The 14,910-nt window shown below is 40.4% G+C and carries 25 protein-coding genes; 24 read left to right on the forward strand and 1 reads right to left on the reverse strand.

Annotated features, from left to right (window positions below):
* Window positions 1-71: 71 nt before the first annotated feature.
* Entirely contained in the window at window positions 72-755 is a 684-nt protein-coding gene (gene rpiA, locus ACH0AK_RS00535; RefSeq protein ID WP_010734476.1) for a ribose-5-phosphate isomerase RpiA, read from the reverse strand.
* A 306-nt stretch (window positions 756-1,061) separates the two neighbouring features.
* Between rpiA and rpsL the strand changes: the two genes are divergently transcribed.
* The 24 genes from rpsL to rpmD all read left to right on the forward strand — a co-directional run bounded on the left by rpsL (window position 1,062) and on the right by rpmD (window position 14,886).
* Window positions 1,062-1,475: a 30S ribosomal protein S12 gene (rpsL, locus tag ACH0AK_RS00540; protein WP_010734475.1), complete on the forward strand. Its 414-nt coding sequence runs from the start codon at window positions 1,062-1,064 to the stop codon at window positions 1,473-1,475.
* A 91-nt stretch (window positions 1,476-1,566) separates the two neighbouring features.
* Window positions 1,567-2,037: a 30S ribosomal protein S7 gene (gene rpsG, locus ACH0AK_RS00545; RefSeq protein WP_010734474.1), complete on the forward strand. Its 471-nt coding sequence runs from the start codon at window positions 1,567-1,569 to the stop codon at window positions 2,035-2,037.
* Between the two features lie 78 nt (window positions 2,038-2,115).
* Window positions 2,116-4,200, forward strand: coding sequence for an elongation factor G (gene fusA, locus ACH0AK_RS00550; RefSeq protein WP_010734473.1), 2,085 nt, complete (start codon window positions 2,116-2,118; stop codon window positions 4,198-4,200).
* A 172-nt stretch (window positions 4,201-4,372) separates the two neighbouring features.
* Entirely contained in the window at window positions 4,373-5,560 is a 1,188-nt protein-coding gene (gene tuf / locus ACH0AK_RS00555; RefSeq protein WP_010734472.1) for an elongation factor Tu, read from the forward strand.
* A 497-nt stretch (window positions 5,561-6,057) separates the two neighbouring features.
* Window positions 6,058-6,366 (forward strand): 30S ribosomal protein S10, encoded by a 309-nt coding sequence (gene rpsJ / locus ACH0AK_RS00560; RefSeq protein WP_010734471.1) that lies wholly within the window; start codon window positions 6,058-6,060, stop codon window positions 6,364-6,366.
* A gap of 31 nt (window positions 6,367-6,397) precedes the next feature.
* Complete coding sequence (rplC, locus tag ACH0AK_RS00565; protein WP_010734470.1) at window positions 6,398-7,027, forward strand: 50S ribosomal protein L3; 630 nt, start codon at window positions 6,398-6,400, stop codon at window positions 7,025-7,027.
* A 27-nt stretch (window positions 7,028-7,054) separates the two neighbouring features.
* The gene (gene rplD / locus ACH0AK_RS00570; protein WP_010734469.1) at window positions 7,055-7,678 is read left to right on the forward strand and encodes a 50S ribosomal protein L4; all 624 of its coding nucleotides are present in this window, start codon (window positions 7,055-7,057) and stop codon (window positions 7,676-7,678) included.
* The gene (rplW, locus tag ACH0AK_RS00575; RefSeq protein WP_002290449.1) at window positions 7,678-7,968 is read left to right on the forward strand and encodes a 50S ribosomal protein L23; all 291 of its coding nucleotides are present in this window, start codon (window positions 7,678-7,680) and stop codon (window positions 7,966-7,968) included. The genes rplD and rplW overlap by 1 nt, the downstream gene beginning before the upstream one ends.
* A 38-nt stretch (window positions 7,969-8,006) precedes the next feature.
* Complete coding sequence (rplB, locus tag ACH0AK_RS00580; protein ID WP_010734468.1) at window positions 8,007-8,837, forward strand: 50S ribosomal protein L2; 831 nt, start codon at window positions 8,007-8,009, stop codon at window positions 8,835-8,837.
* 42 nt (window positions 8,838-8,879) lie between these two features.
* The gene (gene rpsS, locus ACH0AK_RS00585; RefSeq protein WP_010734467.1) at window positions 8,880-9,158 is read left to right on the forward strand and encodes a 30S ribosomal protein S19; all 279 of its coding nucleotides are present in this window, start codon (window positions 8,880-8,882) and stop codon (window positions 9,156-9,158) included.
* A gap of 22 nt (window positions 9,159-9,180) precedes the next feature.
* On the forward strand, window positions 9,181-9,528 hold the full coding sequence (gene rplV / locus ACH0AK_RS00590) for a 50S ribosomal protein L22 (protein WP_010734466.1): 348 nt from the start codon (window positions 9,181-9,183) through the stop codon (window positions 9,526-9,528).
* 13 nt (window positions 9,529-9,541) lie between these two features.
* Window positions 9,542-10,198 (forward strand): 30S ribosomal protein S3, encoded by a 657-nt coding sequence (rpsC, locus tag ACH0AK_RS00595; RefSeq protein WP_010734465.1) that lies wholly within the window; start codon window positions 9,542-9,544, stop codon window positions 10,196-10,198.
* Window positions 10,199-10,200: 2 nt separating this feature from the next.
* Entirely contained in the window at window positions 10,201-10,635 is a 435-nt protein-coding gene (gene rplP / locus ACH0AK_RS00600; protein WP_010734464.1) for a 50S ribosomal protein L16, read from the forward strand.
* On the forward strand, window positions 10,625-10,813 hold the full coding sequence (gene rpmC / locus ACH0AK_RS00605; RefSeq protein ID WP_002288664.1) for a 50S ribosomal protein L29: 189 nt from the start codon (window positions 10,625-10,627) through the stop codon (window positions 10,811-10,813). The genes rplP and rpmC overlap by 11 nt, the downstream gene beginning before the upstream one ends.
* Before the next feature lie 24 nt (window positions 10,814-10,837).
* Window positions 10,838-11,104 carry a 30S ribosomal protein S17 gene (gene rpsQ, locus ACH0AK_RS00610; protein ID WP_010734463.1) on the forward strand — a complete coding sequence of 89 codons (267 nt, stop codon included), beginning with the start codon at window positions 10,838-10,840 and terminating at the stop codon, window positions 11,102-11,104.
* A gap of 57 nt (window positions 11,105-11,161) precedes the next feature.
* Window positions 11,162-11,530 carry a 50S ribosomal protein L14 gene (gene rplN, locus ACH0AK_RS00615; protein ID WP_010734462.1) on the forward strand — a complete coding sequence of 123 codons (369 nt, stop codon included), beginning with the start codon at window positions 11,162-11,164 and terminating at the stop codon, window positions 11,528-11,530.
* A gap of 36 nt (window positions 11,531-11,566) precedes the next feature.
* Window positions 11,567-11,875, forward strand: coding sequence for a 50S ribosomal protein L24 (gene rplX / locus ACH0AK_RS00620; protein WP_010734461.1), 309 nt, complete (start codon window positions 11,567-11,569; stop codon window positions 11,873-11,875).
* 28 nt (window positions 11,876-11,903) lie between these two features.
* Complete coding sequence (rplE, locus tag ACH0AK_RS00625; protein WP_010734460.1) at window positions 11,904-12,443, forward strand: 50S ribosomal protein L5; 540 nt, start codon at window positions 11,904-11,906, stop codon at window positions 12,441-12,443.
* 18 nt (window positions 12,444-12,461) lie between these two features.
* Complete coding sequence (locus ACH0AK_RS00630; RefSeq protein WP_002356214.1) at window positions 12,462-12,647, forward strand: type Z 30S ribosomal protein S14; 186 nt, start codon at window positions 12,462-12,464, stop codon at window positions 12,645-12,647.
* Window positions 12,648-12,683: 36 nt separating this feature from the next.
* Entirely contained in the window at window positions 12,684-13,082 is a 399-nt protein-coding gene (gene rpsH / locus ACH0AK_RS00635) for a 30S ribosomal protein S8 (protein WP_010734459.1), read from the forward strand.
* Window positions 13,083-13,113: 31 nt separating this feature from the next.
* Complete coding sequence (gene rplF, locus ACH0AK_RS00640) at window positions 13,114-13,650, forward strand: 50S ribosomal protein L6 (RefSeq protein WP_010734458.1); 537 nt, start codon at window positions 13,114-13,116, stop codon at window positions 13,648-13,650.
* Between the two features lie 164 nt (window positions 13,651-13,814).
* Complete coding sequence (rplR, locus tag ACH0AK_RS00645; protein WP_010734457.1) at window positions 13,815-14,171, forward strand: 50S ribosomal protein L18; 357 nt, start codon at window positions 13,815-13,817, stop codon at window positions 14,169-14,171.
* Between the two features lie 20 nt (window positions 14,172-14,191).
* Window positions 14,192-14,692: a 30S ribosomal protein S5 gene (gene rpsE, locus ACH0AK_RS00650; protein ID WP_010734456.1), complete on the forward strand. Its 501-nt coding sequence runs from the start codon at window positions 14,192-14,194 to the stop codon at window positions 14,690-14,692.
* A 14-nt stretch (window positions 14,693-14,706) separates the two neighbouring features.
* Window positions 14,707-14,886 carry a 50S ribosomal protein L30 gene (gene rpmD, locus ACH0AK_RS00655; RefSeq protein ID WP_010734455.1) on the forward strand — a complete coding sequence of 60 codons (180 nt, stop codon included), beginning with the start codon at window positions 14,707-14,709 and terminating at the stop codon, window positions 14,884-14,886.
* The last annotated feature ends 24 nt before the right edge of the window (window positions 14,887-14,910 follow it).

A 14,910-nucleotide genomic window follows, 5' to 3' on the forward strand; every position in this document is an offset into this window, starting at 1 on the left:
AAGTAAAAATGTAGCATAAAGTAACTGAAAAAGATAGTTTTTTTAGGCATTTTCAACGAATCTCTTTCGCATTATTTTTGAAAGGGAGTATCGAGTACAGACACGCCATTTTCAGAGGCAACGACAACCTTTGAAACCATATTTAAAAACAAGCCGTGTTCGACGACACCGACTAATTGATCCAAATAAGTCGCTAATTTTTCGGGATCTTCGATTCGTTCTAAATGAAGGTCAATAATATAGTGCCCACTATCTGTTACGACGGTCTCACCAGTTTCTGTTTGACGTAATACAGGCTGATAGTTTTTTTCTTTAAAAAGACGCATCAGTTGTTGAGAACCATAGGGGATGACTTCGACAGGGAGTGGAAAGCGCCCAAGTTGATCCACCATTTTTGATCCATCGACGATCCAGATCGTTTGTTTTGAATAAGATGCAACGATCTTTTCAAATAAAAGAGCAGCACCGCCACCTTTGATCCCCTGAAAATCGGCACTGATTTCATCGGCACCATCGATCGTCAAATCGACGACTGGGACTTCATCAATACTTTTCAAAGGGATACCTAAGCTTTCTGCTTGTGCTTTTGTACCGCTAGAAGTAGTGACACCAGTGATTTTCAATCCTTCTTCGCGCATGCGTCGGCCAATTTCTTCTACCATATAATAGGCAGTAGAACCAGTTCCAAGTCCAACGATCATGCCATCTTCAACAAATTCTGCAGCTTTAATGCCTACTAATTGCTTTAAGTTCATTTCTATCCCTCCAGCATTTTTATAGCTCTTTAACTGCTATTTTAGCTTGATTTAATCGAAAAAGATAGAGAGCATAACACAATTTTTATAGGATAGAAAAAAATGTATATGTTTGGTTGACATTCTTTTTTATCCGTGATATTCTAACTAAGGTGCTTTATCTACAGGTCTCTGTTAAGAGACGTGCTGACTGTTTATCAAAGCATATTTGATAAAGATGCATAACTGCATTTATTTTTTATCGCAAAAAAAGAACCACCTGGATGTGTGGAACTAGATGTGAATCGTGGGAAGGAGGAACTAGGAATGCCTACAATTAACCAATTAGTACGTAAACCTCGTAAATCAAAGGTGGAAAAATCTAATTCACCTGCTTTGAACAAAGGATATAACAGCTTTAAGAAAACTCAAACAAACGTGAACTCTCCTCAAAAACGTGGGGTAGCTACACGTGTGGGAACAATGACACCTAAAAAACCGAACTCAGCTTTACGTAAATATGCTCGTGTTCGTTTGTCAAACTTAATTGAAGTTACTGCTTATATCCCAGGGATTGGTCACAATTTACAAGAGCATAGCGTGGTACTATTACGCGGTGGACGTGTAAAAGACTTACCAGGGGTACGTTATCATATCGTTCGTGGTGCACTAGATACTGCTGGTGTGAACGACCGTAAACAAAGCCGTTCTAAATACGGTACGAAAAGACCTAAAGCTTAATTTTAATTATTTACTACAAATGAAAATCGAACCTACTATATAATAGTCGTTCGATCAACTATGAAGAATATTTCGGAAGGAGGAGTTACGGATGCCACGTAAAGGTCCTGTTGCAAAACGTGATGTTTTACCAGATCCTATTTATAACTCAAAATTAGTAACTCGCTTGATCAACCGTGTAATGGTTGACGGAAAACGCGGTGTTGCTGCTAATATTATCTATAATGCCTTTGATTTGATCAAAGAATCTACAGGTAACGATCCATTAGAAGTGTTTGAACAAGCAATGAACAATGTTATGCCTGTTCTTGAAGTTAAAGCACGTCGTGTTGGGGGTTCAAACTATCAAGTACCAGTTGAAGTTCGCCCTGAACGTCGCACGACTTTAGCGCTACGTTGGGTAGTTAACTACGCTCGCTTGCGCGGTGAACACACAATGGAAGAACGCTTAGCGAAAGAAATCATGGACGCTGCAAACAATACTGGAGCTTCTGTTAAAAAACGCGAAGACACACACAAAATGGCAGACGCGAACCGCGCATTTGCTCATTATCGTTGGTAAGATCCTCTCTGTCTGTCGGCTAATCCCACAGCAGAAAGTCAATTTACAATCGATTTAAACAAAGAGAGGAGTAAGAAAATGGCAAGAGAATTTTCGCTAGAAAAAACTCGTAATATTGGTATCATGGCTCACGTTGATGCAGGTAAAACTACAACAACAGAGCGTATCTTGTACTATACTGGTAAAATCCATAAAATCGGTGAAACTCACGAAGGAGCTTCACAGATGGACTGGATGGAACAAGAACAAGAACGTGGTATCACGATTACATCTGCTGCCACTACTGCGCAGTGGAAAGGTTACCGCGTAAATATCATCGATACACCAGGACACGTAGACTTCACAATCGAAGTTCAACGTTCTCTACGTGTATTGGATGGTGCTGTAACTGTACTTGATGCACAATCAGGTGTTGAACCTCAAACTGAAACTGTTTGGCGTCAAGCAACTGAGTACCGAGTACCTCGTATCGTATTCTGTAACAAAATGGATAAAATCGGTGCAGACTTCTTATACTCAGTAAAATCATTGCACGATCGTTTACAAGCGAACGCGCATCCAATCCAATTGCCAATCGGTTCTGAAGATAACTTCACAGGTATCATTGACTTGGTAACGATGAAAGCAGAGATCTACACAAACGATCTAGGCACAGACATCCAAGAAACTGAAATTCCTGAAGAATATGCAGAACAAGCACAAGAATGGCGTGAAAAATTAGTCGAAGCTGTTGCTGAAACAGACGAAGAACTAATGATGAAATATCTTGAAGGTGAAGAAATCACTCAAGAAGAATTGATTGCCGGTATCCGTCGTGCAACAATCAACGTTGAGTTCTTCCCTGTGTTAGCTGGTTCAGCATTCAAGAATAAAGGGGTCCAATTGATGTTGGATGCTGTTCTTGATTACTTGCCATCACCACTTGATATTGAAGCAATCAAAGGTATTGACTCAAAAACAGACGAAGAAACAACTCGTCCTGCAGATGACGAAGCTCCTTTTGCTTCATTAGCATTTAAAGTAATGACTGACCCATTCGTAGGTCGTCTAACTTTCTTCCGTGTCTACTCTGGTGTCCTTGAAAGTGGTTCATACGTATTGAACGCATCAAAAGGCAAAAAAGAGCGTATCGGTCGTATCCTACAAATGCACGCAAACACACGTCAAGAAATCGACAAAGTGTATTCAGGTGATATCGCCGCTGCTGTTGGATTGAAAGATACAACAACAGGGGACACATTGTGTGCATTAGATGCACCAGTTATCCTTGAATCAATCGAATTCCCAGAACCAGTTATCCAAGTCGCTGTTGAGCCTAAATCAAAAGCTGACCAAGATAAAATGGGTGTTGCGTTGCAAAAACTTGCAGAAGAAGATCCTTCATTCCGTGTTGAAACAAACGTTGAAACAGGTGAAACAGTTATCTCAGGTATGGGTGAGTTGCACTTGGACGTATTAGTAGACCGTATGAAACGCGAATTTAAAGTTGAAGCAAACGTTGGTGCGCCTCAAGTTTCTTACCGCGAAACATTCCGTGAAGCAACAAAAGCGGAAGGTAAATTTGTACGTCAGTCTGGTGGTAAAGGTCAATACGGTCACGTATGGGTTGAATTTACACCAAACGAAGAAGGAAAAGGCTTCGAATTCGAAAACGCAATCGTTGGTGGTGTGGTTCCACGTGAATACATCCCAGCAGTTGAAAAAGGATTAGAAGAATCAATGAATAACGGTGTTCTTGCTGGATACCCATTAGTGGATATCAAAGCAAAACTTTACGATGGTTCATACCATGACGTCGATTCAAATGAAACAGCGTTCCGTGTTGCTGCATCAATGGCTCTAAGAGCTGCTGCAAAACACGCACGTCCTGTGATCCTTGAACCAATGATGAAAGTTACGATTACTGTACCAGAAGATTACTTAGGTGATATCATGGGACACGTAACAAGCCGACGCGGACGTGTCGAAGGAATGGAAGCACACGGTAATTCACAAATCGTTAATGCAATCGTTCCATTGGCAGAAATGTTCGGATACGCGACTACATTGCGTTCAGCAACTCAAGGTCGTGGTACATTCATGATGGTATTTGACCACTACGAAGACGTACCGAAATCTGTTCAAGAAGAAATCATTAAGAAAAACGGCGGAAAAGCTGAATAATTTCTTAAAGCAAGGTAGTCTCGTGAAGAGATTTATCTAGAGACTGTATTTTTTATGCAGTTTCGTGTAAAATAACTTTTGATGATACGGGCATGTGATCGGCAATTTTGTCTATCACATACCTATCAGACAAATAAAAATTAAACTGTAATTTTAGGGAGGATATTTTAAAATGGCAAAAGAAAAATTTGACCGTTCGAAACCACACGTTAACATTGGTACTATCGGACACGTTGACCATGGTAAAACAACTTTAACAGCTGCAATCACAACTGTACTATCTAAGAAAAACGGCGGCCAAGCAATGGCTTACGATCAAATCGATGGTGCTCCTGAAGAACGCGAACGCGGAATCACTATCTCAACAGCTCACGTTGAGTACGAAACTGACGCACGTCACTATGCTCACGTTGACTGCCCAGGACACGCGGACTACGTTAAAAACATGATCACTGGTGCTGCTCAAATGGACGGAGCAATCTTAGTTGTTTCTGCTGCTGACGGCCCTATGCCTCAAACTCGTGAACACATCCTATTATCTCGTCAAGTTGGTGTACCATACATCGTTGTATTCTTGAACAAAGTAGATATGGTTGATGACGAAGAATTACTTGAATTAGTTGAAATGGAAGTTCGTGACCTATTAACAGAATACGAATTCCCTGGTGACGATGTTCCTGTAATCGCTGGTTCAGCTTTAAGAGCTTTAGAAGGCGACGCTTCATACGAAGAAAAAATTCTTGAATTGATGGCTGCAGTTGACGAATATATCCCAACTCCAGAACGTGATAACGACAAACCATTCATGATGCCAGTTGAGGACGTATTCTCAATCACTGGTCGTGGTACTGTTGCTACAGGACGTGTTGAACGTGGACAAGTTCGTGTTGGTGACGTTATCGATATCGTTGGTATCGCAGAAGAAACAGCTCAAACAACTGTAACTGGTGTTGAAATGTTCCGTAAATTATTAGACTACGCTGAAGCAGGCGATAACATTGGTGCGTTATTACGTGGTGTTTCACGTGAAGACATCCAACGTGGTCAAGTTTTAGCTAAACCAGGTACAATCACACCTCATACAAAATTCTCTGCAGAAGTATACGTGTTAACTAAAGAAGAAGGTGGACGTCACACTCCATTCTTCACTAACTACCGTCCACAATTCTACTTCCGTACGACTGACGTAACTGGTGTTGTTGAATTACCAGAAGGAACTGAAATGGTTATGCCTGGCGACAACGTAACAATGGAAGTTGAATTAATCCACCCAATCGCTATCGAAAACGGTACTAAATTCTCAATCCGTGAAGGCGGACGTACAGTTGGTGCCGGTGTCGTTACAGAAATCAAAGCTTAATTCATTTTAAGCCTAACAAAGTAACATTTATTCGGACGTTGAAGTTCGAGGTAAGGATCTTGATCCTTTGCCTCGAACTTTTTTTATTTCAGCAAACAATTGATTAGAGGAGAGGCTATGAAAGAGAGGAATATCCAAAAATATTCTTAATATGTAGTGAATTGCCTTTTTCCTCTAAATAGGAGAATGGAAATTGGAAGGAAAAACCACAAATCCTTCTATAAAAAAGAGGAGGATTTCTCTTTTTTTAATTGAATGAAAATTTATGAAAATAAATTGTTTTTTACAGCAAAAAAACCTTGCGTTGTGAATTTAGATATATTATAATGACAAAGGTGCGTTTACCTTAGGTGAATGGCACAGACGAAATCAAAATGATTTTGTCGGCTAAGAAACGAGAGGTTGCGACACGCCCGGACGCTTTGCCACGAACGAGCGTGACGGAAATTTTCGTGGAGCTATGTCTACTTTTCAAAATAGGCGAAGGAGGGAACAAGATGGCAAAACAAAAAATTCGTATCCGTTTAAAAGCGTATGAACACCGTATTTTAGATCAATCAGCGGATAAAATCGTGGAAACTGCAAAAAGAACTGGAGCTGGCGTTTCTGGTCCAATTCCATTACCAACTGAACGCAGTCTTTACACAGTTATTCGTGCGACCCACAAATACAAAGATTCACGCGAACAATTCGAAATGCGTACACACAAACGTCTTATCGACATTGTGAACCCAACACCAAAAACAGTTGATGCTTTAATGAAGCTTGACTTACCATCAGGTGTTAACATCGAAATCAAACTATAAAAACTAAACTAATAATAATGGAGGTGTACTCATGACCAAAGGAATCTTAGGGAAAAAAGTGGGAATGACACAAATCTTCACTGAATCTGGCGAATTAATTCCAGTTACTGTTGTAGAAGCTACGCCAAACGTAGTACTACAAGTAAAAACAATGGAAACTGATGGCTACGAAGCTATTCAAGTTGGTTACCAAGACAAACGTGAAGTTTTATCAAACAAACCTGCGAAAGGTCATGTTGCAAAAGCAAACACGGCTCCTAAGCGCTTCATTCGTGAATTCAAAAATGTTGAGCTAGGAGAATATGAAGTAGGAAAAGAAATTACAGTTGATGTTTTCCAAGCAGGAGACATTATTGATGTAACAGGTACTACGAAAGGTAAAGGATTCCAAGGGGTTATCAAACGTCACGGCCAAAGCCGCGGACCAATGGCTCACGGTTCTCGCTACCATCGTCGTCCTGGGTCAATGGGTCCAGTTGCACCTAACCGTGTATTCAAAAACAAACGTCTTGCTGGCCGTATGGGTGGCAACCGCGTAACTATCCAAAACTTGGAAGTTGTACGTGTAGATGCTGAAAGAAACGTAATCTTGATCAAAGGTAACGTTCCTGGAGCGAAAAAATCATTAATCACTATCAAATCAGCTGTGAAAGCTAAATAATAGTAGGAAGAAAGGAGGAACTAAGGAATGCCGAATGTAGCATTATTCAAACAAGATGGAAGCCAAAACGGTGAAATCACTCTTAACGAAGAAATCTTCGGAATTGAACCAAATGAAAGTGTTGTTTACGACGCAATCGTTATGCAACGCGCATCATTAAGACAAGGAACACATGCGGTTAAAAACCGTAGCGCTGTTCGAGGCGGTGGCCGTAAACCATGGCGTCAAAAAGGAACTGGTCGTGCTCGTCAAGGATCAATCCGTTCACCGCAATGGCGTGGAGGTGGCGTAGTCTTCGGACCAACACCACGTTCTTACAGCTACAAACTTCCTAAAAAAGTTCGTCGTTTAGCAATGAAATCTGTATTATCAGAAAAAGTTGCAGAAAACAACTTGGTAGCAATCGAAGGATTAAGCTTTGATGCACCAAAAACAAAAGAATTCAAAGAAGTTCTTGCTAAATTATCTATTGACTCTAAAGTATTGGTTGTACTAGAACCTGGTAACGACTTTGCAGCTTTATCTGCACGTAACTTATCAAACGTTTCTGTAGTAACTTCTGACAACGTTAGCGTTCTAGATGTTGTATCAAATACAAAAGTTTTAGCAACACAAACTGCTCTTACTCAAATTGAGGAGGTGCTTGCATAATGAACTTACTAGACGTAATCAAACGCCCAGTGATCACTGAGAAATCAATGCTTGCCATGGATGACAAGAAATATACTTTCGAAGTAGACACTCGCGCAAACAAAACTTTAGTAAAACAAGCGGTTGAAGCTGCTTTTGACGTGAAAGTCAAAAACGTGAACATCGTGAACGTACGTGCGAAATTCAAACGTATGGGCAAATATGCAGGATATACAAAAAAACGTCGCAAAGCGATCGTTACATTGACTGAAGATTCAAAAGAAATCCAATTATTCGAAGCTGCTGAATAAGCAACACTCGATAACTGATTAAATTAGGAGGGGAAAACGTGGCGATTAAAAAGTACAAACCTACCACAAATGGCCGTCGTAACATGACAGGTTCTGATTTTGCTGAAATCACAACATCAACACCTGAAAAAACATTGTTACAGCCATTGAAAAACCATGCTGGACGTAATAACAACGGCCGCATCACTGTACGTCATCAAGGTGGCGGACACAAACGTCAATACCGCGTGATCGATTTCAAACGTAACAAAGACAACGTTGTTGCTACTGTTCAAACGATCGAATATGATCCAAACCGTTCAGCTAACATCGCGTTAGTACATTATGAAGATGGAGTGAAAGCTTACATCTTAGCACCAAAAGGACTACAAGTTGGAATGAAACTTGTTTCAGGTCCTGAAGCAGATATCAAAGTCGGAAATGCTCTTCCTTTAGAAAACATTCCAGTTGGTACTGTGATCCACAATATTGAAATGAAACCTGGTAAAGGTGGACAATTGATCCGTTCTGCTGGTACAAGTGCTCAAGTACTTGGTAAAGAAGGCAAATACGTATTGATCCGCTTGAACTCTGGTGAAGTTCGCATGATCTTAGCTGCATGCCGTGCAACAATCGGTTCTGTAGGTAACGAACAACACGAACTTATCAATATTGGTAAAGCTGGCCGCTCTCGTTGGATGCGTAAACGCCCAACTGTACGTGGTAGCGTAATGAACCCTAACGATCACCCACACGGTGGTGGTGAAGGTAAAGCTCCAATCGGACGTAAAGCTCCAGTTTCTCCTTGGGGTCAACCAGCTCTTGGTTACAAAACTCGTAACAAGAAAGCTAAATCAGACAAACTTATCGTTCGTCGTAAAAATAAATAATTACTTTGACCATGTGTCGCACATTTTGAGAGGAGGTTCACCATGGGTCGTAGTTTAAAGAAAGGGCCTTTCGTTGATGAGCATTTAATGAGTAAAGTTGAAGCTCAAGCAGGGGCCGAAAAGAAAAAAGTAATCAAAACTTGGTCTCGTCGTTCGACAATTTTCCCAAGTTTTGTTGGATATACCATCGCAGTATACGATGGACGTAAACACGTACCAGTTTACATCCAAGAAGATATGGTAGGACACAAATTAGGTGAATTCGCACCAACTAGAACTTATCGTGGGCATGTCGCTGACGACAAGAAAACGAGACGCTAATTCGAGGGGAGGATAAAAGCAAATGGCAGAACAAATCACATCAGCTAAAGCAACTGCAAAAACAGTTCGCACTTCACCTCGTAAAGCGCGTCTAGTAATTGACCTTATCAGAGGTAAAAGTGTTGCGGATGCAATTTCAATTTTGAAATTCACACCAAACAAATCTGCTGGGATCATCGAGAAAGTATTGATGTCAGCAATTGCAAATGCAGAAAACAACTTTGACTTAGATGTTGAGAACTTGGTAGTATCTGAAGCATTTGTTAACGAAGGACCAACAATGAAACGTTTCCGTCCACGTGCAAAAGGTTCAGCTTCACCAATCAACAAACGTACAAGTCATATCACGGTAGTCGTATCAGAAAAATAAGGAGGGATAATCTGTGGGTCAAAAAGTACATCCAATTGGAATGCGTGTAGGCATCATCCGCGACTGGGATGCAAAATGGTTTGCTGAAAAAGAGTATGCAGAGTTCTTACACGAAGATTTAAGAATCCGTAAATTTATTTCAACTAGACTTGCTGATGCTGCTGTATCAACAATTGAAATCGAACGCGCAACTGGCCGCGTAAACATTTCAATCCACACAGCTAAACCAGGTATGGTTATTGGTAAAGGCGGATCTGAAGTCGAAAACCTAAGAAAAGAATTAAACAAATTAACTGGTAAAAGAATCCATATCAACATCGTGGAAATCAAAAAACCAGATTTAGATGCTAAATTAGTAGGTGAAGGAATTGCACGTCAATTAGAAAACCGTGTTGCATTCCGTCGCGCTCAAAAACAAGCGATCCAACGTTCAATGCGTTCTGGCGCTAAAGGGATCAAAACTCAAGTATCTGGACGTCTAAACGGTGCGGATATCGCTCGTTCAGAAGGATACTCAGAAGGAACAGTTCCTCTTCACACTTTGCGTGCGGATATTGATTACGCATGGGAAGAAGCAGATACAACATACGGAAAACTAGGAGTTAAAGTGTGGATCTATCGTGGAGAAATTCTTCCAACTAAAAAAAACACTGAGAAAGGAGGGAAATAAACATGTTAGTACCTAAACGTGTAAAACACCGTCGTGAATTCCGCGGAAAAATGCGCGGTGAAGCAAAAGGCGGAAAAGAAGTAGCATTCGGTGAATACGGCTTACAAGCTGTTGAATCACACTGGATCACAAACCGTCAGATCGAAGCTTCTCGTATTGCTATGACTCGTTACATGAAACGTGGCGGGAAAGTATGGATCAAAATTTTCCCTCATAAATCATATACATCTAAAGCGATCGGCGTTCGTATGGGTAAAGGTAAAGGGGCTCCTGAAGGATGGGTTGCACCAGTAAAACGTGGTAAAATCATGTTTGAAATTGCAGGCGTTTCTGAAGAAGTAGCTCGTGAAGCATTACGTTTAGCTTCCCACAAATTACCAATGAAAACTAAGATCGTAAAACGTGAGGAAATGGGTGGTGAATCGAATGAAGGTTAAAGAAATCAGAGAATTAACCACTGCCGAAATGCTTGATCAAGAAAAACAATTAAAAGAAGAATTGTTTAATCTTAGATTCCAATTAGCAACAGGTCAATTAGAAAACACTGCACGTATTAAAGAAGTACGTAAATCGATTGCACGCATCAAAACAGTTTTGCGTGAACAAGCTAAGTAATTATGGAAGGAGGCCATTAAGCGTATGACTGAAGAAAGAAATCAACGCAAAGTTTATCAAGGTCGCGTGGTATCAGACAAAATGGATAAAACAATTACCGTTGCTGTCGAAACAAAGAAAAACCACCCTATCTACGGTAAACGTATGAACTATTCTAAGAAGTACAAAGTACATGATGAAAACAACACAGCAAAAGTTGGCGACATCGTGAGAATTATGGAAACTCGTCCATTATCAGCTACAAAACGTTTCCGTTTGTTGGAAATAGTCGAAGAAGCAGTTATTATCTAATAACACGAGATTTTCCTATATAGATTGAATGCAAAATCTGAAAGGAGGATACACAACGTGATCCAAGCAGAAAGTCGTTTAAGAATCGCTGATAATTCAGGCGCACGTGAAATTTTGACGATCAAAGTCCTTGGCGGATCTGGTCGCAAAACTGCGAATATCGGTGATGTGATCGTTGCTACGGTTAAACAAGCAACGCCAGGTGGGGTTGTCAAAAAAGGTGACGTCGTTAAAGCCGTTATCGTTCGTACAAAATCAGGAGCTCGTCGTGCAGACGGTTCATATATCAAGTTTGATGAAAATGCTGCAGTGATTATTCGTGATGATAAAAGCCCTCGTGGAACACGTATCTTTGGGCCAGTTGCACGTGAACTACGTGAAAACAACTTCATGAAGATCGTTTCTCTAGCACCAGAAGTTTTATAATCTTGAGACACTTAACAAAGGAGGTGCGAAACAGTTATGTTTGTTAAAAAAGGCGATAAAGTTAAAGTGATCACCGGTAAAGACAAAAACAAAGAAGGCGTTGTATTAGCAGCGTTTCCTAAACAGGATAAAGTGGTTGTCGAAGGTGTGAACATGATCAAAAAACACCAAAAACCTTCTCAAGCTGCTCCTCAAGGTGGAATTGTTGAGATGGAAGCGCCACTTCACGTTTCTAACGTGATGGTCATCGACTCTACTGGTGTAGCTGGCCGAGTTGGCTACAAAGAAGTAGACGGAAAAAAAGTCCGTGTTTCTAAAAAAACCGGTGAAGTTTTAGATAAATAAAAAGTTTAAGGAAGGAGGGTCTTACTGAATGAACCGCCTAAAAGAAAAATATCTTAAAGAAGTAACTCCATCATTGATGGAAAAATTTGACTATAGCTCTGTTATGCAAACACCTAAAGTTGAAAAGATCGTCATCAACATGGGTGTTGGTGATGCGGTATCAAACGCTAAAAACTTAGACAAAGCAGTTGAAGAACTAACTTTGATCACTGGACAAAAACCAATGATCACAAAAGCTAAAAAATCAATCGCTGGATTCCGTTTACGTGAAGGAATGCCAATTGGAGCAAAAGTTACCTTACGCGGAGAAAGAATGTACGAATTTTTAGATAAATTAGTATCAGTTTCTCTACCACGTGTACGTGACTTCCATGGTGTAAGTAAAAAAGCCTTTGATGGTCGTGGAAACTACACTTTAGGTATTAAAGAACAATTGATCTTCCCAGAAGTAGATTATGATTTAGTAGATAAAGTACGTGGTATGGACATCGTCATTGTAACGACAGCGAACACAGATGAAGAATCTCGTGAGTTGTTGACACAATTAGGCATGCCATTCCAAAAATAATTAAAGGAGGCGAACTACGTGGCTAAAAAATCAATGATTGCTAAAAACAAACGTCCTGCAAAACACTCAACACAAGCTTACACTCGTTGCGAACGTTGCGGACGTCCACATTCAGTTTATCGTAAGTTCCATCTTTGCCGTATTTGCTTCCGCGAACTTGCCTATAAAGGTCAAATTCCCGGCGTGAAGAAAGCTAGCTGGTAAAAAAGTAAATTCGCATAAGAAGGAGGTAAAAGTTCAATGGTCATGACAGATCCAATTGCAGATTTTCTAACTCGTATCCGTAATGCAAACATGGTTAAACATGAGGCTTTAGAAGTTCCTGCATCAAAAATTAAACGTGACATCGCTGAAATCTTGAAACGTGAAGGTTTCGTCCGTGATGTTGAATATATCGAAGATGACAAGCAAGGCGTGATCCGCGTTTTCCTAAAATTTGGTAAAAGCGGCGAACGTGTTATTACAAACTTAAAACGTATTTCTAAACCAGGCTTACGTGTTTATGTTAAAGCTGGCGAAGTGCCAAAAGTTTTAAATGGCTTAGGTATCGCTATTATTTCGACTTCTGAAGGTGTTGTCACTGATAAAGAAGCTCGTGAGAAAAACATCGGCGGCGAAGTTATCGCTTACGTATGGTAATCAAGTAGAATCTACAAGGAGGTGTCTTTAAGTGAGCCGTATTGGAAATAAGATCGTTGTAATCCCTGAAGGTGTAACTATCACTCAAGATGGAAACAACGTTACAGTTAAAGGACCAAAAGGGGAATTGACTCGTACATTTTCTGCTGATATCAAAATGAATATCGAAGGAAATGAAGTGACATTCACTCGTCCAAATGACAGTAAAGAAATGAAAACTATCCATGGAACAACTCGTGCTAACTTCAACAACATGGTTGTAGGTGTTAGTGAAGGTTTCCAAAAAGGATTAGAATTAATCGGGGTTGGGTACCGTGCGCAAATGCAAGGAACAAAACTTGTATTGAACGTTGGTTACTCACATCCAGTAGAAATCACACCACCAGCTGGCGTGACTGTTGAAGTCCCATCTAACACACAAGTAATTGTGAAGGGTGCGAACAAAGAAGAAGTTGGCGAATTAGCTGCGAACATCCGTGGTACTCGTCCTCCAGAACCTTATAAAGGTAAAGGTATTCGTTATGTTGGCGAATTCGTACGCCGTAAAGAAGGTAAAACTGGTAAATAATCGTTTCGAAAAATTTCATAGAAGCCAGCAGCAGGAAAAAAGGATTTTGCTGAAGTATTTCTTCATTAAGAGAGAGTTTACTTGTGCCGCAGCTTCTATTTTTTCAAAACTGATCATTTCTACTGTCTGACAGTAGAAAAAATAAAAATAAAGAGGTGACAATTGTGATTACAAAACCAGATAAGAACAAAACACGTCAAAAGAGACACCGTCGTGTACGTAACACTATCTCTGGTACTGCTGAGCGCCCACGCTTGAACGTTTTTCGTTCTAACAAAAACATCTACGCGCAACTTATTGATGACGTAGCGGGTGTAACGCTAGCAAGTGCCTCTACCTTGGATAAAGAAATTTCAGGTGGAACAAAAACAGAAGCAGCACAAGCTGTCGGTAAATTAGTTGCTGAACGCGCAACTGAAAAAGGCATTAAAGTCGTAGTCTTTGACCGTGGTGGATACCTTTACCATGGCCGTGTGCAAGCTTTAGCTGAAGCTGCTCGCGAAAATGGACTAGAATTTTAGAAGAAGGAGGAATACCATTCATGGTTTATATCGATCCAAAACATTTGGAATTAGAAGACCGCGTTGTTGCAATTAACCGTGTAACAAAAGTTGTTAAAGGTGGACGTCGTCTACGTTTTGCTGCTTTAGTTGTTGTCGGTGACAAAAACGGACACGTAGGATTTGGTACTGGTAAAGCACAAGAAGTACCTGAAGCGATCCGTAAAGCAATTGAAGATGCGAAGAAAAACTTAGTTGAAGTACCTATGGTTGGTTCAACAATCCCACACGAAGTAATCGGTGCTTTTAGTGGTGGTAGAATCCTAATGAAACCTGCTGTTGAAGGTTCTGGGGTTGCTGCTGGTGGACCAGTTCGTGCCGTATTAGAATTAGCAGGGGTAGCAGATATCACTTCTAAATCTTTAGGCTCAAACACACCAATCAACGTTGTTCGCGCAACTGTTGAAGGTTTGAAACAATTAAAACGTGCTGAAGAAGTTGCAGCTCTACGCGGCAAATCAGTGGAAGAATTAATCGGATAAGGAGGACAAACATAATGGCTGAATTAAAAGTAACTTTAAAACGCAGTATTATCGGACGTCCTCAAAACCAACGCGATACTGTTAAAGCGTTAGGTCTTACAAAGATTAACAGTTCTGTGGTTAAGCCTGCTAATGAAGCAATCAAAGGCATGATCAACACTGTTTCTCACTTAGTGGACGTTGAAGAAGTTTAATTAAACAAATAAAATAAGAACTAG

The organism is Enterococcus pernyi (assembly GCF_045371165.1).
Classification (GTDB): domain Bacteria; phylum Bacillota; class Bacilli; order Lactobacillales; family Enterococcaceae; genus Enterococcus_B; species Enterococcus_B pernyi.

Excerpts from the sequence above, each read along its gene's own strand:
- rpiA (WP_010734476.1), bottom strand. The coding sequence starts at position 755 with ATGAACTTAAAGCAATTAGTAGGCATTAAAGCTGCAGAATTTGTTGAA.
- rpsL (WP_010734475.1), top strand. The coding sequence starts at position 1,062 with ATGCCTACAATTAACCAATTAGTACGTAAACCTCGTAAATCAAAGGTG.
- rpsG (WP_010734474.1), top strand. The coding sequence starts at position 1,567 with ATGCCACGTAAAGGTCCTGTTGCAAAACGTGATGTTTTACCAGATCCT.
- fusA (WP_010734473.1), top strand. The coding sequence starts at position 2,116 with ATGGCAAGAGAATTTTCGCTAGAAAAAACTCGTAATATTGGTATCATG.
- tuf (WP_010734472.1), top strand. The coding sequence starts at position 4,373 with ATGGCAAAAGAAAAATTTGACCGTTCGAAACCACACGTTAACATTGGT.
- rpsJ (WP_010734471.1), top strand. The coding sequence starts at position 6,058 with ATGGCAAAACAAAAAATTCGTATCCGTTTAAAAGCGTATGAACACCGT.
- rplC (WP_010734470.1), top strand. The coding sequence starts at position 6,398 with ATGACCAAAGGAATCTTAGGGAAAAAAGTGGGAATGACACAAATCTTC.
- rplD (WP_010734469.1), top strand. The coding sequence starts at position 7,055 with ATGCCGAATGTAGCATTATTCAAACAAGATGGAAGCCAAAACGGTGAA.
- rplW (WP_002290449.1), top strand. The coding sequence starts at position 7,678 with ATGAACTTACTAGACGTAATCAAACGCCCAGTGATCACTGAGAAATCA.
- rpsS (WP_010734467.1), top strand. The coding sequence starts at position 8,880 with ATGGGTCGTAGTTTAAAGAAAGGGCCTTTCGTTGATGAGCATTTAATG.
- rplV (WP_010734466.1), top strand. The coding sequence starts at position 9,181 with ATGGCAGAACAAATCACATCAGCTAAAGCAACTGCAAAAACAGTTCGC.
- rplP (WP_010734464.1), top strand. The coding sequence starts at position 10,201 with ATGTTAGTACCTAAACGTGTAAAACACCGTCGTGAATTCCGCGGAAAA.
- rpmC (WP_002288664.1), top strand. The coding sequence starts at position 10,625 with ATGAAGGTTAAAGAAATCAGAGAATTAACCACTGCCGAAATGCTTGAT.
- rpsQ (WP_010734463.1), top strand. The coding sequence starts at position 10,838 with ATGACTGAAGAAAGAAATCAACGCAAAGTTTATCAAGGTCGCGTGGTA.
- rplX (WP_010734461.1), top strand. The coding sequence starts at position 11,567 with ATGTTTGTTAAAAAAGGCGATAAAGTTAAAGTGATCACCGGTAAAGAC.
- rplE (WP_010734460.1), top strand. The coding sequence starts at position 11,904 with ATGAACCGCCTAAAAGAAAAATATCTTAAAGAAGTAACTCCATCATTG.
- rpsH (WP_010734459.1), top strand. The coding sequence starts at position 12,684 with ATGGTCATGACAGATCCAATTGCAGATTTTCTAACTCGTATCCGTAAT.
- rpsE (WP_010734456.1), top strand. The coding sequence starts at position 14,192 with ATGGTTTATATCGATCCAAAACATTTGGAATTAGAAGACCGCGTTGTT.
- rpmD (WP_010734455.1), top strand. The coding sequence starts at position 14,707 with ATGGCTGAATTAAAAGTAACTTTAAAACGCAGTATTATCGGACGTCCT.